The organism is Bacillus sp. DB-2, from assembly GCF_003315125.1.
Lineage (GTDB): Bacteria > Bacillota > Bacilli > Bacillales > Bacillaceae_G > Bacillus_A > Bacillus_A mycoides.
Genome location: NZ_QNRN01000013.1, coordinates 87,341 through 105,882 on the forward strand (window position 1 = coordinate 87,341; position 18,542 = coordinate 105,882).

An 18,542-nucleotide genomic window follows, 5' to 3' on the forward strand; every position below is an offset into this window, starting at 1 on the left:
AATTTTCTTCTAATAACTTGATTTACGAAAAAATATTTTATATACTAATTCATGTAAACGGTTTACTAGATCGTATTTTGCTAGAAACGAAGGGAAGGTTCGCATGGAAACAAGGGGGAGAGTAATCGGGGTTGACATCGGTACCACAAGTACGAAAACGGTTGTATTCACTGAAAAAGGAAAAGTCGTTGCTTCACATGCAATTGATTATCCAATTATTCAACCGAACGTCGGATGGGCTGAGCAAGATCCTGATGTAATATGTGCTGCTGTATATAAAACTGTAAGCGTTGCCATTAAAAATGGTAATGTGTCACCGGAAGATATTTCTTCAATCGGTATTAGTACAGCGATGCATGCCTTAATTGCTGTAGATGAAAACGGTGCGCCGTTAACGCGCTCTATTATTTGGGCAGATAATAGAAGCACAAAGCAATCAGAAAAACTATTACAACAAATGAATGGTCATGACATTTATAGAAGAACTGGTACACCAATTCATCCGATGTCACCACTTTCTAAATTACTGTGGATGAAAGAAGAAGAAACGGATTTATTCAGAACTGCTTATAAATTTATTTCCATTAAAGAGTATGTCATTTATCAATTATTTTCACGCTATGTAGTTGATCATTCAATCGCATCAGCTACTGGGTTATTTAATTTAGAAACATTAAACTGGGATGAAGATGTTTTAACTATGTTAAATATGTCACCAGAACAATTATCAACACCTGTACCAACTACATATATTTTATCGGGAATGAAACCGGAATTAGCACAAAAGATGGGCATTCATGAAGATACTCCAGTTGTTATTGGTGCGAGTGATGGTGTTCTTGCAAATGTAGGTGTCGGTGCAATATCACCTGGATCAGCTGCAATTACGATTGGGACAAGCGGTGCGGTTCGAACAATTTCATCAAGTGTTAATACAGATGAAAAAGGAAGAACCTTTTGTTACGCATTAACAGATGAGCACTGGGTAATCGGTGGACCGACGAATAATGGCGGGATTTTATTAAGATGGCTACGTGATGAATTCGGTAGTCCAGAGCAAGAAGTTGCAAGGAAGCTTGGGATTGATCCTTATGATTTATTAATTAAGTATGCAGAAAGTGTACCAGCTGGAGCAGAAGGATTGCTATTTTTACCGTTTTTATCTGGGGAACGTGCACCTTACTGGAATGCAAATGCTCGTGGTACATTCTTCGGTATAAACCTTCAGCATAAACGAGAACATTTTATACGAGCAGTTATGGAAGGTGTTTGTATGAGTGTGTATTCAGTAGCACTTGCCATTCGAGATTGTACAGGGCCACTTACTGAAATACGTGTTTCAGGAGGCTTTGCGAAATCTGCATTTTGGAGACAAATGTTATCTGACATGATGGGGAAAGAATTACTTGTTCCAGAAAGTCATGAAGCATCTGCGCTTGGGGCAGCGGCACTTGCTTTGTATGCAATTGGGAAAATTGATTCGCTTGAAGAGGTGAAGGATTGGATTGATATTGTCCATCACCATGTACCGAATAAAGAAAATACGGCTTTATATTTAGAGATGTTTTATATGTATGAACGACTTTACAATCGTTTGAAAGAAGAATTTGATTGTATAGCTGCTTTCCAACGTAAACAATAGGGGGATTGGGAGAAATGGTAGTTGGAATCGTACTAGCGGCTGTTGTTATATTACTTTTACTAATTACGGTAGTAAAATGGCATCCATTTGTCGCGTTAATTTTAACAGCAATCGGTGTAGGGCTAGCAATGGGGATGCCCTTAATTGGAACTTCACCACAACATCCAGGGATTATCGATTCTATTAAATTAGGTCTTGGTAATACGTTAGGGTTTTTGGCGATTGTTTTAGCTTTAGGAACAATGCTTGGAAAAATGATGGCTGAGTCTGGCGGTGCTGAACGAATTGCTAACACATTAATTGGACGTTTTGGGAAAAAGCGTGTTCACTGGGCAATGATGTTCGTTGCATTTATAGTAGGGATTCCGGTATTTTTCCAAGTTGGATTTGTACTATTAATTCCGTTAGTATTTACAATTGCGTTAGAAACAGGGGTATCACTTATTACAATCGGTATTCCGCTAGTAGCAGGTCTTTCGGTTGTACACGGACTTGTTCCACCGCATCCAGCAGCTATGGCAGCGGTAGGTATATTTAAAGCAGATGTAGGGAAGACAATTTTGTATGCATTAATTGTCGGACTTCCAACTGCAATAATTGCAGGTCCGCTTTACGGGAAATGGATTGGTGCTCGTATACATAAAGAAGTACCGTTAGATATAGCGGAGCAATTTATTGAAAGAGATAAGAAGAAGGAACTTCCTAGCTTCGGAAATACATTGTTTACTATTTTACTTCCAGTATTTCTTATGCTAGGTGCATCGATAGCGGAAGTAGCATTAAATAAAACAAGCCAACTTGCACAAGTATTGCATTTTATTGGAGATCCAATAGTCGCATTATTAATTGCCACGATATATTCTTTCTTTAGTCTTGGCTATGCAAAAGGGTTTTCTAAAGACAAAGTCTTACAAGTTACAAATGATTGTTTAGGCCCAATTGCAAACATACTGTTAGTTATCGGTGCAGGTGGTGCCTTTAATAAAGTGTTATTAGATTCTGGAATTGGAACTACAATTGCGGAGATGGCGAAAGAATCACATATTTCACCGATATTATTAGGTTGGGGAATTGCTGCACTTATTCGAATCGCGACTGGTTCTGCTACTGTTTCCATGATGACAGCAGCAGGAATAGTGGCACCGATTGCGGCAAGTACACCAGGAGTTAATGTAGAGTTACTGGCACTTTCAACAGGTGCAGGGTCATTAATTTTATCGCATGTAAATGATTCTGGATTTTGGATGATTAAAGAGTATTTTGGAATGACTGTGAAAGAAACATTATTAACATGGACTGCAATGGAGACAATATTATCTGTTGTAGCACTTGGGCTAATTTCGTTATTAAATATATTTGTATAGAATGGGAGATTGATTAATATGAAACTAGGTTTAATTGGATTAGGAAAAATGGGATTCCCATTAGCTGAACACTTATATGAAGACAAGCATGAAGTAGTTGTATACGATGTAAATAATGAACTTGTTGAAGAGGCAGGAAAACTAGGGATTACTGCACGTCATACGTTAAAAGAAATGATCGCTGAACTAGAAGCACCTCGTACAATTTGGGTAATGGTACCTGCAGGAGAAGTTGTTGAGTCAGTACTAAAAGATGTATATCCATTATTAGAGGAAGGCGATATCGTTATTGAAGGTGGAAATTCATTCTATAAAGATACGTTACGCCGTGCTGAAGAAGCGAAAAGCTTTGGCTTACATTACGTAGATATCGGTACATCAGGCGGTGTGGAAGGAGCTAGATACGGTGCTTGCTTAATGGTTGGTGGAGAAAAAGAAATTTATGATCAACTAGAACCTTTATTTAAAGATTTAGCAGTAGAAAATGGTTATTCATATGCAGGCCGCGTCGGTAGTGGGCATTTCTTAAAAATGGTTCACAACGGTATTGAATACGGAATGATGCAAGCAATCGCTGAAGGATTTGAAGTACTAGATAAAAGTGATTTTGATTTCAATTATGAAGATGTTGCAAAAGTATGGGCAAATGGATCAGTTATCCGTGGTTGGTTAATGGACTTAACTGAAAAGGCATTTGCAGATGATCCGAAACTTGATGGTATTAAAGGTGTAATGAACTCTTCAGGAGAAGGGAGATGGACTGTTGAAACTGCACTTGAATTACAAGCAGCGGCACCAGTTATCGCTATGTCATTATTTATGCGCTACCGTTCACAAGAAGATGATACATTCCACGGAAAAGTGGTTTCTGCACTTCGTAATCAATTCGGTGGACATGAGGTTGTGAAAAAATAGGGAATATTAGTTTTGTGAAACTCATACGAAAGTATGAGTTCTTTTTTTATTTCTCATACTATTTTATGAAAGCTATTACCCCTTTTTACTGTATTTTGTATAGAAATTTCTGATAATATATAAATATAACTTGAAAACAAAGGGGAGAAATAATTATGAAACTAGTCGTTATTAACGGTACACCAAGAAAATTCGGTAGAACTCGCGTTGTGGCAAAATATATTGCAGAGCAATTTGAAGGGGAGTTATACGATTTAGCAGTAGCGGAATTGCCTTTATATAATGGGGAAGAATCACAACGTGAATTGGAAGCAGTTAAAAAATTAAAAGCTTTAGTGAAAGCAGCAGACGGTGTAGTACTATGTACACCAGAATATCATAATGCGATGAGCGGAGCGCTGAAAAATTCGTTAGATTACTTAAGTAGCAGTGAATTCATCCATAAGCCTGTCGCATTACTAGCAGTTGCTGGAGGCGGTAAAGGGGGAATAAACGCATTAAATAGTATGCGCACTGTCGCTAGAGGCGTTTACGCAAACGCAATTCCAAAACAAGTCGTGCTTGATGGATTACATGTGCAAGATAGTGAACTTGGAGAAGATGCAAAACCATTAATTCATGATTTAGTTAAAGAATTAAAAGCATATATGAGCGTATATAAAGAGGTGAAAAAACAATTAGGAGTTGAGTGATATGTCCTCTCTTTATCATGATTCTCGCTTGTATTACATTCTAGGCGCCAATAGTTTATCTGCTATTGGCTCTGGGATTGTTATGATAACGATTCCGTGGTTGTTAATTAAGGAAAGTGGAGGAGAGACAACGTTTGGTTATGTTTCTATCGTTGCGACTCTCATAATGTTTTTATTAACGCCATTTATTGGGCAAAGCATAGATCGTTTTTCAAGAAAATCTTTATTGTTATGTAACGAAGGTATCGGGATAGCCATTATAGGAATGATGGCCATTTGGGGATTTGCTGGGCAATCATACAATTCTATTCATTACATTATTATTTATATAGCAGGTTCTTTCTATTATCTATTATTCTATCCTACAATTTTTGCATTTAACCAAGAAATATTTCAATCTGAACATTATAAAAGTTTAAGTGGCACGATGGAGATACAAGGACAATTAACGCAAGTTATTTCAGGAGCGGCCGCTAGCTTTTTAATTGAGATTATTTCTTTGAAATGGATTTTGTTAGTGGATATGTTAACTTTTGCAGGAGCATTTTTCCTGTTCTTATGTATACCGTATGTAAAGAAAAAAGAAGTAAAAGGGAAAGTAACATTTAAGAAGCAATTGTTCGAAGGAATTCACTTTATGAAAACTCGCCCTAAGTTCTTTTGGTTTTTACTTGCCACTTATATGCCGTTTATCGGTGTTATGATGGCAAATTATTTAATCCCAGTTTATATTTCAGATATACTCAAAGCTAATGCCTCTGTATACGCGATAGAAGGTATGATGTATGGTGTTGGGGCTGTTATTGCGGGAATAAGTATTCCAATCATGATGAAATATGTCAAAATAGAAATTTCAATCGTTATGACGATGGTTATTTATGTAATTTCAATTACCGCAATGATTATTGAGCCTTCCATTATGTTATTATATGGACTTGCGATTTTCCATGCGATTGGAAATGCTGGAACACGAGTGGCGAGAAATGTATTGATGATGGAAGAAATCCCAAACGAAGTAATGGGACGTGTGGACAGCTTATTTCGATTAATTGGCACAGGAATTCGAATTGTATTATTAATGTTGTTTACGGCAGGTGTATCTAAAGCAGGGGTAATGATCCCGTTTTATGTACTGAGCTGTATATTGATCCTATCATTAGGGGTTGCTTTTTATTATGTAATTTCAAAACGTAAAACGGAAGCGAATGTGTCTAATAAATCAATTGTTTAAAAAATACTTCTGCCTCCTTTTCTTTTTCTATATAATAAAAAGAAAGGGAGTGTTAACTTATTTATGAACAAATGGATATTGCTTATAATCTTATTACTACCTCCGATATACATCATTTATATGACGTTTCGAATGAATAAAGTTGCTCGTGAAACATTGAGTAATCACTCTCCATACGTTCTTATATTAGGTGCAAAGTTATTTGGAGATAGGCCGTCTTTATCTCTTCAAAATCGTTTGGATATGGCGCTAGAATATTTACATGCTCACCCTGAGGTGAAAGTAATTGTTTCAGGTGGTCAAGGGGAAGATGAAGATATACCGGAAGCTCACAGTATGAGAAACTATTTAATGGTACATGGTATAGATGAGAATCGCATTTTAATTGAAGACCGCTCTACAAATACGTATGAAAATTTAAAGTTTAGTATGGATTTATATGATGTAAAGCATGCGGTAGTTGTAAGTAATACGTATCATTTATATCGAACGAAAATAATTGCAAAGCGTTTAGGGATAAAGATGGAAGCTTTGGCTGCTGAAACACCGAGACGCTCTAAGAAAAAAGCGTATGTGCGTGAATATGCTGCAATTGTGAAAACAATATTGTTCGACCGTTAGAGCTCAAATGAGAGCTCTTTTTTTGTATAATAAAGCGTATCATTTGAAATGAATGCTATATTCCATCAAAATAAAGGAAACAACATGAAAGGAGTTGTGTCTGTGATTCAATTTAATCATGTGTCAAAAGCGTATGAAGATGGCACAAAAGCAGTGGATTCATTGCATTTAGAAATTAAAAAAGGAGAATTTTTTGTTCTCATTGGTCCGAGTGGTTGCGGGAAAACAACGACAATGAAGATGATTAACCGTTTAATTGAAACGACGGAAGGATCAATTTTAATCGATGGAAAAGATATTCAACAATATAACATAAACGAACTACGTTGGAATATAGGGTACGTGTTGCAGCAGATTGCGCTGTTTCCACATATGACAATTGCTGAAAATATTGCAGTTGTCCCTGAAATGAGAAAATGGACCAAAAAGGAAATAAAAGCACGTGTCGATGACTTGCTACAGATGGTTGGGCTCGATCCAGATGTATATCGTGATCGTATGCCAGATGAATTGTCGGGAGGGCAGAAACAACGTGTTGGTGTCGTACGGGCATTAGCCGCAAACCCGAAAATTGTACTTATGGACGAACCATTTAGTGCGTTAGATCCGTTAAGTAGGGAGCAGCTCCAGAAGGATATCGTACAACTGCAAAAAAAGATTCAAAAAACAATCGTGTTCGTAACGCACGATATGCAAGAGGCTTTATCACTTGGTGATCGTATTTGTGTAATGAAAGAAGGAAAAGTTGTTCAATTAGATACGCCAGAAGGAATTATACATAACCCGAAAAATGAGTTTGTAGAGGAGTTCATTGGAAATCGTGGACGACCTTGGTATGAGGGGAAGAGTATAGAAGAGGTATTGCCGCTAGACGAGGGTATACGAGTTGAAGGGAATGCTTTATCTTTACATTCGTCATTACAAGAAGCACTAGTCCGCTTACAAACTGAAGAGTCAGTGCCGGTTGAAGAGCATGGTCAATATGTTGGAGCGTTAACAAGTCGTCATATTGTCAATTACATTGTTGAACAAATGAAGGAAAGAGGCTAAACAGTGACTGATTTTATTCAAACGTTCCAAGAACGAAAAGTAGAATTGCTAAGTGCATTAAGTGAGCATTTACAAATATCGCTTATTTCACTATTTTTTGCAGTAATTATTGCAGTGCCGCTCGGCATTATATTAACGAGAAAAGAACGAATGGCTGAATTTATTATAGGGACTTCTGCTGTTATGCAGACAGTGCCCTCACTTGCTTTACTTGGACTATTAATTCCGTTAGTAGGAATTGGAAAACTGCCAGCTATAATCGCATTAGTTGTGTATGCACTATTACCTATTTTACGAAATACATATACAGGAATACGGGAATTAGATGAATCACTTATAGAAGCGGCGAGAGCTATGGGGATGAATAGCTGGAAAAGATTATGGAAGGTAGAGCTTCCGCTCGCATTGCCAATTATTATGGCTGGTATTCGTACAGCGATGGTATTAATTGTTGGAACGGCTACATTAGCTGCTTTAATAGGCGCTGGTGGGCTCGGTAAGCTCATATTATTAGGCATAGATCGAAATGACCATGCGCTTATCATTTTAGGGGCCGTACCAGCTGCGTTACTCGCTTTATTCTTTGATATAGTACTTCGCATACTTGAGAGCCCGAAACGCTCTTCTAAGCGCGTTATATTGACGATATGTATAGTTGTAGTAATGATAGCTGCTCCATTTCTTTGGAATACCGAAAAGAAAGACATAGTTATTGCTGGTAAACTTGGATCTGAACCAGAAATATTAATTCAAATGTACAAGCAACTTATTGAACAGGATACAGATTTACAAGTGGAATTAAAGCCAGGCCTTGGAAAAACAGCATTTGTATTTGAAGCGTTAAAATCAGGTGAAGTAGATATATACCCGGAATTTTCAGGTACAGCTTTATCTACTTTCGTGAAAGAAGAACCGAAAAGTACAAATCGTGATGAAGTATATGAACAAGCTCGTATTGGAATGGAAAAGAAATATAATATGGTTATGTTAAAGCCAATGGAGTATAACAATACATACGCACTAGCCATGCCGAAAAAAATAGCAGATCAAAATAACATAAATACAATTTCTGATTTAGGAAAAAGTGCACAGGAAGCTAAAGTAGGATTTACATTAGAATTTGCTGATCGTGAAGATGGTTATAAAGGAATGCAAAAATTATATAACTATAAGTTTTCAAATGTTAAAACGATGGAACCGAAACTGCGCTATAGTGCAATACAATCGGGAGATGTTAATGTAATCGATGCATATTCAACAGATAGTGAATTGGAGCAATATGGTCTTAAAGTGCTAAAAGATGATAAAGGACTATTCCCGCCTTATCAAGGAGCACCATTATTAAGAACAGAGACGTTACAGAAATATCCTGAACTCGAAAAAGTATTAAATAAATTATCTGGAAAGATTACAGATGAAGAAATGAGAAAAATGAATTATGAAGTAAATGTGAATGGGAAAAGTAGCGAAGAAGTCGCAAAACAATTTTTACAAAAAGAGAAGTTACTTCGTTAATTTTACAATAAATATACAATTTTATATGTATGAAATGACCGTTCATTACAAAATGAACGGTTTTTTTGTGCATACTTATACATTTTTTCAAAAAAGTATTCCATTTTTCTTCATTTTCTTTTAGAATAAGTAATGTTTTCCTGAAAAAATATAAGAGAAACGTCTATTAGAGAAAAAGGTGACTTTAATAGTTGAACGAACATAACACCTAGAATGACAGATGGGGTGGTACAAATAGAAAAGAAGTTAGGATTTTTTCCGTTAATCGCATTAGTAGTTGGAACGATGGTTGGTGGCGGTGTTTTTAGTTTACCGCATGATTTAGCAGTAGGAGCAAATAGTGGTGCAACGATAATTGGTTGGTGTATTACAGCAATGGGAATGATTCCACTTGCGCTCGTATATCAAACGTTAGCAAGACAAAAACCGGAGCTTGAGGGCGGAATCTATAGTTATGCACGAGCTGGATTCGGTGAATATATTGGTTTTAACAGTGCTTGGGGATACTGGCTAGCAGGGATTTTAGGAAATGTTGCAACAATTATGTTACTGTTTAGTACATTAGGTTACTTCTTCCCAATTTTTAAAGGCGGAAATAATGTTGCGTCAATCGTAGGTGCATCACTTTTATTATGGACATTGCATTTTCTAATTTTATTTGGAATTCGTGAAGCTTCCATTATGAATGTTATCGCAACGATTGGGAAATTAGTTCCGATCTTATTATTTATTGTCGTGATGGTAACAGCGTTTCGCTGGGATACATTTACACATGACTTTTGGGGCGAAGGAACTATCTCAGTTTCCTCTGTACTAGGTCAAGTGAAAAATACAATGCTTGTAACCCTTTGGGTGTTCATTGGGGTTGAAGGAGCAGTTGTATTATCAGGAAGAGCTAAAAATAGTAGAGACGTTGGAAAAGCGACAGTACTTGGACTTATTTTAGTAATGTCTATTTATATTTTAATTTCTGTTCTGTCAATGGGAGCCATGACAAGAAAAGAACTTTCAGTATTAGAGACTCCTTCAATGGGACATGTATTAGAACATGTTGTTGGGCCATGGGGTGCAATGGCAATTAATATTGGATTAGTTGCGTCACTTGTAGGTACATTAATTGGCTGGTTTTTACTTGTTTCTGAAATTTCTCACGTAGCAGGAAAAGACGGCGTGTTTCCGAAAGTCTTTACGAAAACAAATAAGAAACAAACGCCGCATATGGCATTGTGGATTTCAAATATCGTTGCCCAAACTATATTTATAATCGTTCTGTTTTCACAATCGACATATCAAATTATGTATTTTATTGCGTCAACATCTATATTACTGCCGTACTTATTATCAGCGCTATTTCAATTGAAATTAGTCATCACGAAAGAGCTGAAAGTTGCGAGAGTAAAAAATGGATTGTTAGCATTAATTGCTTCCCTATACTCTGTATGGCTAATTTATGCAGCTGGTTTAAAGAATTTATTGCTTGTTTCAATCGTATATGGTATTGGGATTCTCGTGTATATGTTTGCAAGAAAAGAAAAAGGGAATCGTTGTTTTTCAGGCAAAGAGCGATATGTGATGTGGGCAATTGTTATTGCAGCTATTACATCACTTTATATGTTACTGACAGGAACTATAAAAATGTAAAAGTCCTTTTAATTTAAAGGGCTTTTTTCCTTGTCTAGAGAATATTTAATACATAAGATATTCAGGAGGGATGAAAATGGAAGAAAAAGAACAGTTGTCTAGAATTATGGATTTAGCTAGTGATTTAAGGAAAGTATTAGTACAAGAATCTTTTTTTAATCATCATCCTGAACTTCGAGGCGTGATTGAAAATTTAGCGAGTTCTGTAGAGAATTTGGCGAGTTTGCAGCAAAATAAAGATGAAAATGCCGAAGATCGATTACGGTACGTACTTGCTAAAATGAAAATCGCTCATAATGCCATTTTACAAGAAAAAAAAGCATTTCCTTCTCATTAATATACGTTTTAATTTTGAACCTGACGGATGACGTCAGGTTTTTTATCCTTTTCGGCAAGAAGACTCCATCTGATTTGTGTTACGGGTGAAACCCAACAATTCAGGTGGAGATGAATTGCCGTCAGAAGGTAGGCTGAACTCTTTTGTTTCGTTAATAACAATTTTTTAAAGAGCGAATATTTGTTTCTTTTGCGTCTTGCGATATAGCTTGAGCCAAAAGGAATTACTGTAGAAGAATGGAATCACGATGAAGACCATGTTCACGTTTTGTTCCGTTCAGTTCCAAACATTGATTTGTCAAAAGCGATTAACAGTTACAAAAGTGTTAGTTCTCGTTTCGTGAAACGAGATTTTCCTAAGATAAAACATGATCTATGGAAAGAAATGTTTTGGTCTCGAAGTTATTGTCTTTTAACAACGGGCGGTGCACCTATAGGTTCTATCCGTAAGTACATTGAATCACAAGGAATGAAATGATTTTAATGAACCCCCTGAGAAAGGTGGTGAAAACAATGGGTAGAAAGAAAGCAGTGAAAGTATTACGTAAACAAAAGAAAAGAGAAAACATGCAACGCTTCACTCAGAAACAGAATATCGGACGAGCTTGCCTTACTGCGAAAGAATTTCGTTTACTGCAACGCATGTCACATAGTTCAAAAGCGTTGCGAAATGTTGGATTGTACACGATTAAACAAAGTTATCTGAATAATAACAAGATGGCTACTGTAAAAGAAGTGGACACTGCCATGCAAGCCGATATGAACTACTCGGGCGTCCAATCAAACTCTGTTCAAGCGATTCGTAGAGCCTTATTTACAGAAGTAAAAAGCTTTTTTAAAGCATGGGAACAGTGGAAGAAAAAACCGGAAACATTCACAGGCCGTCCTAGGTTTCCGAATTATTCTGGTTCAACGGACAAACGAATCATTGAAATCTATCAAGTTCCAAAAGTGGATGATAATGGGTATTGGATGATTCCGATGAATGTGGCATTCAGAAAAAAATTCGGTTCCATTAAAATACGTATGCCTAAAAACGTAAGAAATAAAAAAATCTCCTACATTGAGATTGTACCGAAACAAAAAGGTCGGTTCTTTGAGGTGCATTACACATATGAAATGCACGTTTCTCAAATGAAGAAACACTCCACGACTACTAGTAACGCTTTGAGTTGCGATTTAGGTGTAGATCGGTTATTAAGTTGCGTAACAAATACAGGTGATACATTCTTAATTGATGGAAAAAAATTAAAATCCATTAACCAATATTTCAACAAAAAGATACGTAATTTGCAGCAGAAAAATATAGAAAATGGAATTTCAAAACGCGTTGTAACGAATAGAATGGCCGCACTTTGGCATAAACGAGAAGGGCGAGTAAACGGTTACATTTCACAAACTGTAGGCTTGTTGTTCAAAAAAGTGAAAGTATTCGATATAGATACTATTGTCGTAGGGTATAACACGGGTTGGAAACAAAAATCTGATATGGGAAAAAAGAATAATCAAAATTTTGTTCAAATTCCATTTCATAAACTGATTGCAGCGATTGAGAATAAATGTATAAAAGAAGGCATCCGTTTTTTGAAACAAGAAGAAAGCTATACTTCAAAAGCTAGTTTTCTTGATAAAGACAGGGTTCCTGTTTGGTCTAAGGATGATAGGGCGCATTATCGTTTTAGTGGCAGACGAATCACTCGTGGCCTGTACCAAAGTAAAGCAGGAACATGTATCCACGCTGATATTAATGGTGCGTTGAATACATTGCAAAAATCAAGAGTTGTAGAATTGGATGACAACCTCAAAGTGAAAACGCCGATTCTATTAGAAGTGCAAAAACGTAAGGCTGTTGCTTCGCGCATAGCTTAGTGGGTGCGTCAACCATCCATGTGTACTCGACTTGTCGGGGCTTGTAGCACACGCCGGATTCATCTGAGTGGTGGCTTCTTCTATAAGGAAGAACTGCTCTTTTTCGAAAGGGTGGTGCAAGTGGGGAAACGATTGTTCGTTTCTAGTACCAACCAAAAACATACTTGGGGTGTTACTGTAAGGTGGCATGAATTCTAGAGCGTCAAACTGTCTAGCGATAGACGAAAAGACCTAGCGTTCTAACTCAAGCCCCCACTGAAACGCTTCATCTCAGTGGGGATAGTTGACTTCTAGTTTTAGATTGTAGTTCATACAATAAGAATAGTATGAAAAAAAGAAGGTGACTACGTTGAAATTACATAAAGCTCTTCATCCAAGTTTTATAAAGCGAATGTATTATATGAGGTTTATTGGGAAGTTTGCAAAAGCTGAGGGAGAGAAGAATGGAGAAAATTTCTTTGTACAATGTCTTTCTTCAATACCTTTAACTTTACAAGAGTTATTTCCGACTGGAAAATATTTGTTTGAAGGATTATGCAGTAATAAAAAGAATGAAAAAATCTTTACTGATTTAAAGAAGCATAAATTAGAAAAGCAACTGGTTATGTTTCGTCTTTATTATGATCGTGGAAATTTATTTCTGGAATTAATATGCACAGAAGAGCCTCGGGAAATAGCATCTTCATATAAATTGATTCCTTCACCAAAGGTCTCAAATTATAAAAAGAGAGCGTCTTTGGAACGGAAGTTAAGCAACGGTTATTTATCATTTCTTATGCCTAAATTACCAAAAGACTTTGAGCCTCCAGAATTATTGTGGCATGAAGGAAGGCTATATGGAAATGTATCGTTAAAATCATCAATAAGTTCAATTTCATATTTTGAGCAAAGAAAAGAATGCAAATATATTGAAATAAACGATTGGATGAAACATGTAGAAATAGCAGTAGATGATCATTTATATTTTGTAAGTGAAAATGTGTATGACCAACTAAATAAACGAATTGCTGAAGAAGGTAAGTTAGTTGAAGTAGAAGATATTAAAATGCAAAAGGATGACTGGGAATGGGATGAGCGTGAATCCTCTTTTTTGCAGTATGTACAAAGTATGGTTCGTAATAAAGGGTTATATTTGGATGATACAGATATATATAATTTTCACATTAGTATTAAAACCAATATGTTAACAATTGTTGGTGGTATACCAGGTGTTGGGAAATCACGCTTTGTGCAAGCTTATGCAGAATCACTTGGGTTACGTTATGGGGAAGAATTAATTTGGATTCCGATTTCACCATCGTATCAAGAACCACATGATATTCTCGGTTACCTTCATCCGAATGGTAATTTTATTGAAAGTGAAACGAAGTTAGTTCGGACATTGTTAAAGGCTAAAGAAAATCCAAATCAATTGTATATAATTGTGTTCGATGAAATGAACATGTCACATATTGAGCATTGGTTTACTCCGTTTCTATCCGTTCTTCAACTTGAAAAGAAAAATCGTATTTTGAGTTTGTATGAGAAAGTACAAGAAATAGAAAATCAAATTCCACCTTCAGTGGAAATTGGTGAGAATATTATTTTCGTAGGCACTGTAAATTTTGATGAAACGACGAAAGAGCTTTCCGATCGATTATTAGATCGAACAAATTTGATTACATTACAAAAAATTCCGTTTTGCGAGATGAGTATAGAACATGAGAAAGTTGTTCAGCAACCCCCGTTGAAAGTAACAACGGGAGAATTTCGACTCAATTGGTTTAGGAATAAAGAGATGATCGAAGTGTATACTGAAGAGGAATTAGAGTTATTGGATAAGTTACATGATGTATTATCATCACACGATATATCAAAAGGAATTTCTTTCCGATGTGCAAGCGCAATCGCTACGTATTTGCAAAATATACCGTTCCAAAATAATCAGTCCTATATGATTAGCAGGGAAGAAGGTTTTGATTTGCAAATAAAGCAGCGTGTATTAACGAAATTAAGGGGGACAGAAATGACAGTGGGCCCTCTACTTTTTGAGGAAGCAAAAAGGGGAGCGACATTGATACCACTTTTACAGTCTCCGCTTGCAAATCGTGTATCTACATTTGAACATTCTTTAGCTTATATAAGACAAAAGCGTAGAGAACTGGAGCTGTATGGCTATGCAAAATGAGGAGCCTTATGAAACAGCAATCGTCGATACGAAAGAAACGCTCCCGTTTGTATTGAAGCTAATTATTGGTACTGAGGGGAAAGGCGATTTTATCCTTTTAAACCGGCTTTGTACGTCTACTACAGCATTAGTTCAATGTATTTATAAAGTACAGGAATTAAAACCACTGAAATTACATTTCCATTATCAAAATCCAATGGATATTACATTCATATGGAATAAAGTATATGAGGGACAAAAGAATATAAAAGAGTCACAATATGAATTAAATGAAAAAAAACAAAGTGTATTAGTGTATGAACATGGAAAAACTGAATTTTTTTATCCGTGGCGCTGTGGCTTATACCATTTTGAAGTGCGTATAGAAGATAAAACTTATTATGGTGCGTTTCAAGTGGTTCCTAAAAACTTTTTTGATGACCAATTTGAAATGATTCAAGATTATGTGAAGTCAATTTTGAACGAGTTAATTTTAGATAGAGGTTATTACAAGAAAACTTTCTCAGCACTTAGCGATATTGAAGATTCTTCTTATTTGGTATTGTTAAGAAAGTTGCCACAAAAAATGAAAAGAATAAAACAAATTTTTAAAAAAGTAGAATCGAATGCGGAATTTGTACACGAATATGAATGGGAAACGAAAGCGCGGAAGACAACGAGAAAAACTGCCATTATGACAGAAAGAAAGCTTTATGCGAAATATTACAACCGTAAATTTAAGGAGCAAAAAAATAGTATTGAAAATGCATTTCTTAAATTTAAAATGATGCAATTCTATTATTATTTAATTGAAGCAGAAAGTTTTGTACGTAAAACTATTGAAATACTAGAAGGAGAAAAGAAGAAAAAGTCAGATGAATTTCAAGCTGTTAAAACAATTATTAAAACGATTGAACGAAATGGATCCGTGACGGATAGGGAAAAACAAAAATATAGAAATCTACATTTACTGAAAGAAGCAGATTTACGGAAAAGTTCTGTGAAAATGCAAGAATATAAAATATTAGCTCATATCGTATATGAAAGCGTACAATACTTTCGACATTTATTGTATTCTCCATTTTGGAGGGAAGTTTCTGAAACAGCTACCATTAATTCGAACACTTTATCTATACCGCATCAACAATTAATCCACCATTTAGAATTGTTACCGCAACATACCGAGCAACCTCCATCTTTATTATTCGTATATAAACCAACGTTTTTAGTGTATGAGTATTACGCTTTTTTTATCGTTATTTCTATATTAGAACAAATCGGATTTGAAGATAAGAATCCTATCCGTGAACAAATACAAGAACATTTTTATTTAGACGGATTACAAGATGGAACGACAGTGATTTTACATCGAGATGATATAAAAGTGCATGTCGCGTTTAATGATTTAATTGAAACACACCCTCTTATTGCACTAAGCAAAGGAAGTAATTTTTATAACGGAGAGGACACAAAGAAGCCGGATATTCGTTTAGATTGTTATGTAAAGGAAGAAGAGAAGTATGTATATAAATCTTCTATTATTATCGAAGTGAAATATAGCCCTATGTACAATATTTTTCAGCCTGTAGGTAATACGAAAGCAACGGAGCAAATGTATAAATACTGGTCTATTAAGTATGTAGAAGAACAGAATGGTAAACGAATTTTTAAGCGAAGAGCGATTTATGAAGTGATTTGTGTATATCCAGGTAGCCATATGCATAGTAAAAAAATTGAATCTGGATGTGGAGTGTTTTTACAACTATATCCATATAAAACGAAACAAGGAGAAGAGAAGTTGGCTGGGAAGCATGGGATGATTCAAATTTTTGAGAAATGGTTAAAAAGTAATAAAATGTAAAAGAAATCCTTTTTAATGAAGGATTTCTTTAGGTTAAGAAGAATTATATGCAGTACGGAAAGACACATTATACGGTTCGAACTTGATAGTGATTATCATTTTTTTATTAGAGTAATTGGATCTTTTTATATTTGTAACAGTATTGGGAATTAAGGGTTTTTACATGTGTATGAATGACTAATAAGTAGGAATTTAATTCATTTTGCAGAATATAATAAGACATAAATATTTTTAGTTGCATACGAAGATTTGTTCTTATATGATAGTAAGCGAAAGCGTTATCAAAAACAGAGCGGCGATGGGAAAGGCGGTTAAATATGTTCCAGCGTGTTCAAACAAAAGAAGAGCATTTTTGGTTCGAGCAACTGTGGGGAGATTTTTGTGAAGAAAGAAACTTAATGTTTGTAGAACGTAATTTAAATCCATCACGATTTTTATTAATAGAAGATGAACATCATATTGGTACAGTTGAATGTATTAAGTTTACAGTACCTGAACAATCAAATTCTGAGTTTTTCTATCCGTTTTCTAAAAATGATTTAGTGAAAGATTTGAAAAATGTGTATGAAATAGGAAAGTTAAGTATTGCGAAAACGTCTCGGGGGAGAGGACATTTCAAAAGGCTGGCAGCTATTTTATTTATGCATGCGTTAGAGACGAAAGCGGAATGGTATATTGCAGCAGTTACAAAAAGAATGTATATGTATTTACTTACACTCGGTTTTCCAATCGAACCGATAGATAGTCCATTCCAGTTTCATGATACTTTACAAGGTGTACCAGTGCGAATTCATGCTCGAAAAGGGGCTACACATCTGTATTCTTTGAAAGAATTCCGTGATATTATTCAAGGGAATGCTCATGCGCAGGCACTTATTGCAGAATACAGTAAAAATATTATGTTAACAAAATGAAAATATATGAATATGTATAGTATGAAGAAGAGTTACTTATTACAGGCATCTGTTTTCATACAAAAAGTAGACCCTTATTCTCAGAATAAGGGTCTACAATATTATAGTCCAAATATACTAAAAATCATTTTACGACGCTTCGGTTTCTTTTCTCTTTCATATGTTGGTTTTGCATCAGGAGTAATGTATATTGGTTCTTCTTTTTTTAGGGCAGCTTCTAGTTTTTGAATTCGTTCTAACATTTCCTCTATTTCGCGGCGATGTTGTAAAAGTTGGTATGTAACGACATCATTTGCTTTATCTTGCATTTGTTCTTCCATTCGATCTAGTCTTCTCGTAATTGTGGTAAATTGAGCTGTTAATTGCTCAAAATCATTCGATGATGTGTTTTGAACAATTGTGTTTACTTGAGTTTTTAATTTTTCTACATCATTTGAAGATGGTTTTTGAGTAGTTTGAGAGTTTTGAGGCTGGTCCATTTGAGAGCGATGGTATTCTAACATTAGATCTAAATCACCTTGTGTGAAAATAAAATGACCATATTTATTTTTTTTAATCGTAAGATTTAATTGTTGTGCAATCCGGACAACAGCCTTTGGGCTAACACCTAATTTCTTTGCGATAAATGGTGTTTTATATTCCAAAATAATCCCTCCTATATATATCCTGTTGAATGATTTCTAGTTATGTAGCAAGTTCCCTTCAGGTGTGACAAAAGAAGTGTGGAATCGGCAAAGAAAGTGTT

15 protein-coding genes and 1 pseudogene are annotated in these 18,542 nt (G+C 35.5%); 15 read left to right on the plus strand and 1 reads right to left on the minus strand.

Annotated elements, in window-relative coordinates; all coding sequences use genetic code 11:
* Positions 1–103 precede the first annotated feature (103 nt).
* The 15 genes and pseudogenes from gntK to DET63_RS21505 all read left to right on the plus strand — a co-directional run bounded on the left by gntK (position 104) and on the right by DET63_RS21505 (position 17,797).
* Positions 104–1,642: a gluconokinase gene (gene gntK / locus DET63_RS21430; RefSeq protein ID WP_113937794.1), complete on the plus strand. Its 1,539-nt coding sequence runs from the start codon at positions 104–106 to the stop codon at positions 1,640–1,642.
* A 14-nt stretch (positions 1,643–1,656) separates the two neighbouring features.
* Positions 1,657–3,006, plus strand: a complete 1,350-nt coding sequence (locus DET63_RS21435) for a GntP family permease (RefSeq protein ID WP_002136120.1) — start codon at positions 1,657–1,659, stop codon at positions 3,004–3,006.
* 18 nt (positions 3,007–3,024) lie between these two features.
* Positions 3,025–3,921 carry a phosphogluconate dehydrogenase (NAD(+)-dependent, decarboxylating) gene (gene gnd / locus DET63_RS21440; protein WP_113937795.1) on the plus strand — a complete coding sequence of 299 codons (897 nt, stop codon included), beginning with the start codon at positions 3,025–3,027 and terminating at the stop codon, positions 3,919–3,921.
* 155 nt (positions 3,922–4,076) lie between these two features.
* A complete protein-coding gene (locus tag DET63_RS21445) occupies positions 4,077–4,613 on the plus strand; it encodes an NADPH-dependent FMN reductase (RefSeq protein WP_002031805.1) in 537 nt (178 codons plus the stop codon).
* A gap of 1 nt (position 4,614) precedes the next feature.
* The gene (locus DET63_RS21450) at positions 4,615–5,844 is read left to right on the plus strand and encodes an MFS transporter (protein WP_113937796.1); all 1,230 of its coding nucleotides are present in this window, start codon (positions 4,615–4,617) and stop codon (positions 5,842–5,844) included.
* A gap of 63 nt (positions 5,845–5,907) precedes the next feature.
* Positions 5,908–6,465, plus strand: a complete 558-nt coding sequence (locus tag DET63_RS21455; protein ID WP_113937797.1) for a YdcF family protein — start codon at positions 5,908–5,910, stop codon at positions 6,463–6,465.
* Positions 6,466–6,567: 102 nt separating this feature from the next.
* A complete protein-coding gene (locus DET63_RS21460) occupies positions 6,568–7,515 on the plus strand; it encodes an ABC transporter ATP-binding protein (protein WP_033709046.1) in 948 nt (315 codons plus the stop codon).
* A 3-nt stretch (positions 7,516–7,518) separates the two neighbouring features.
* Positions 7,519–9,030, plus strand: coding sequence for an ABC transporter permease/substrate-binding protein (locus tag DET63_RS21465; protein WP_113937798.1), 1,512 nt, complete (start codon positions 7,519–7,521; stop codon positions 9,028–9,030).
* A 213-nt stretch (positions 9,031–9,243) separates the two neighbouring features.
* Positions 9,244–10,671, plus strand: a complete 1,428-nt coding sequence (locus tag DET63_RS21470) for a basic amino acid/polyamine antiporter (protein WP_002031795.1) — start codon at positions 9,244–9,246, stop codon at positions 10,669–10,671.
* 76 nt (positions 10,672–10,747) lie between these two features.
* Entirely contained in the window at positions 10,748–11,008 is a 261-nt protein-coding gene (locus tag DET63_RS21475; protein WP_002085825.1) for a hypothetical protein, read from the plus strand.
* Between the two features lie 222 nt (positions 11,009–11,230).
* Positions 11,231–11,485 (plus strand): annotated as a pseudogene (gene tnpA / locus DET63_RS21480) (IS200/IS605 family transposase); the annotation flags it as partial.
* A gap of 35 nt (positions 11,486–11,520) precedes the next feature.
* Positions 11,521–12,876, plus strand: a complete 1,356-nt coding sequence (locus DET63_RS21485) for an RNA-guided endonuclease TnpB family protein (RefSeq protein WP_113937799.1) — start codon at positions 11,521–11,523, stop codon at positions 12,874–12,876.
* A 349-nt stretch (positions 12,877–13,225) separates the two neighbouring features.
* A complete protein-coding gene (locus DET63_RS21495; protein ID WP_113937800.1) occupies positions 13,226–15,043 on the plus strand; it encodes an AAA family ATPase in 1,818 nt (605 codons plus the stop codon).
* Complete coding sequence (locus DET63_RS21500) at positions 15,033–16,883, plus strand: hypothetical protein (RefSeq protein WP_113937801.1); 1,851 nt, start codon at positions 15,033–15,035, stop codon at positions 16,881–16,883. Before DET63_RS21495 ends, DET63_RS21500 begins: the two co-directional genes overlap by 11 nt.
* A gap of 317 nt (positions 16,884–17,200) precedes the next feature.
* Complete coding sequence (locus tag DET63_RS21505; RefSeq protein ID WP_002085820.1) at positions 17,201–17,797, plus strand: hypothetical protein; 597 nt, start codon at positions 17,201–17,203, stop codon at positions 17,795–17,797.
* A 101-nt stretch (positions 17,798–17,898) separates the two neighbouring features.
* Here the strand turns inward: DET63_RS21505 and racA are convergent, their stop codons facing one another.
* Positions 17,899–18,441 carry a chromosome-anchoring protein RacA gene (gene racA, locus DET63_RS21510; RefSeq protein WP_002012665.1) on the minus strand — a complete coding sequence of 181 codons (543 nt, stop codon included), beginning with the start codon at positions 18,439–18,441 and terminating at the stop codon, positions 17,899–17,901.
* Positions 18,442–18,542 lie beyond the last annotated feature (101 nt).

Coding starts and splice junctions, on each gene's coding strand:
- gntK (WP_113937794.1), top strand. CDS start 104: ATGGAAACAAGGGGGAGAGTAATCGGGGTTGACATCGGTACCACAAGT.
- DET63_RS21435 (WP_002136120.1), top strand. CDS start 1,657: ATGGTAGTTGGAATCGTACTAGCGGCTGTTGTTATATTACTTTTACTA.
- gnd (WP_113937795.1), top strand. CDS start 3,025: ATGAAACTAGGTTTAATTGGATTAGGAAAAATGGGATTCCCATTAGCT.
- DET63_RS21445 (WP_002031805.1), top strand. CDS start 4,077: ATGAAACTAGTCGTTATTAACGGTACACCAAGAAAATTCGGTAGAACT.
- DET63_RS21450 (WP_113937796.1), top strand. CDS start 4,615: ATGTCCTCTCTTTATCATGATTCTCGCTTGTATTACATTCTAGGCGCC.
- DET63_RS21455 (WP_113937797.1), top strand. CDS start 5,908: ATGAACAAATGGATATTGCTTATAATCTTATTACTACCTCCGATATAC.
- DET63_RS21470 (WP_002031795.1), top strand. CDS start 9,244: ATGACAGATGGGGTGGTACAAATAGAAAAGAAGTTAGGATTTTTTCCG.
- DET63_RS21475 (WP_002085825.1), top strand. CDS start 10,748: ATGGAAGAAAAAGAACAGTTGTCTAGAATTATGGATTTAGCTAGTGAT.
- DET63_RS21485 (WP_113937799.1), top strand. CDS start 11,521: ATGGGTAGAAAGAAAGCAGTGAAAGTATTACGTAAACAAAAGAAAAGA.
- DET63_RS21500 (WP_113937801.1), top strand. CDS start 15,033: ATGCAAAATGAGGAGCCTTATGAAACAGCAATCGTCGATACGAAAGAA.
- DET63_RS21505 (WP_002085820.1), top strand. CDS start 17,201: ATGTTCCAGCGTGTTCAAACAAAAGAAGAGCATTTTTGGTTCGAGCAA.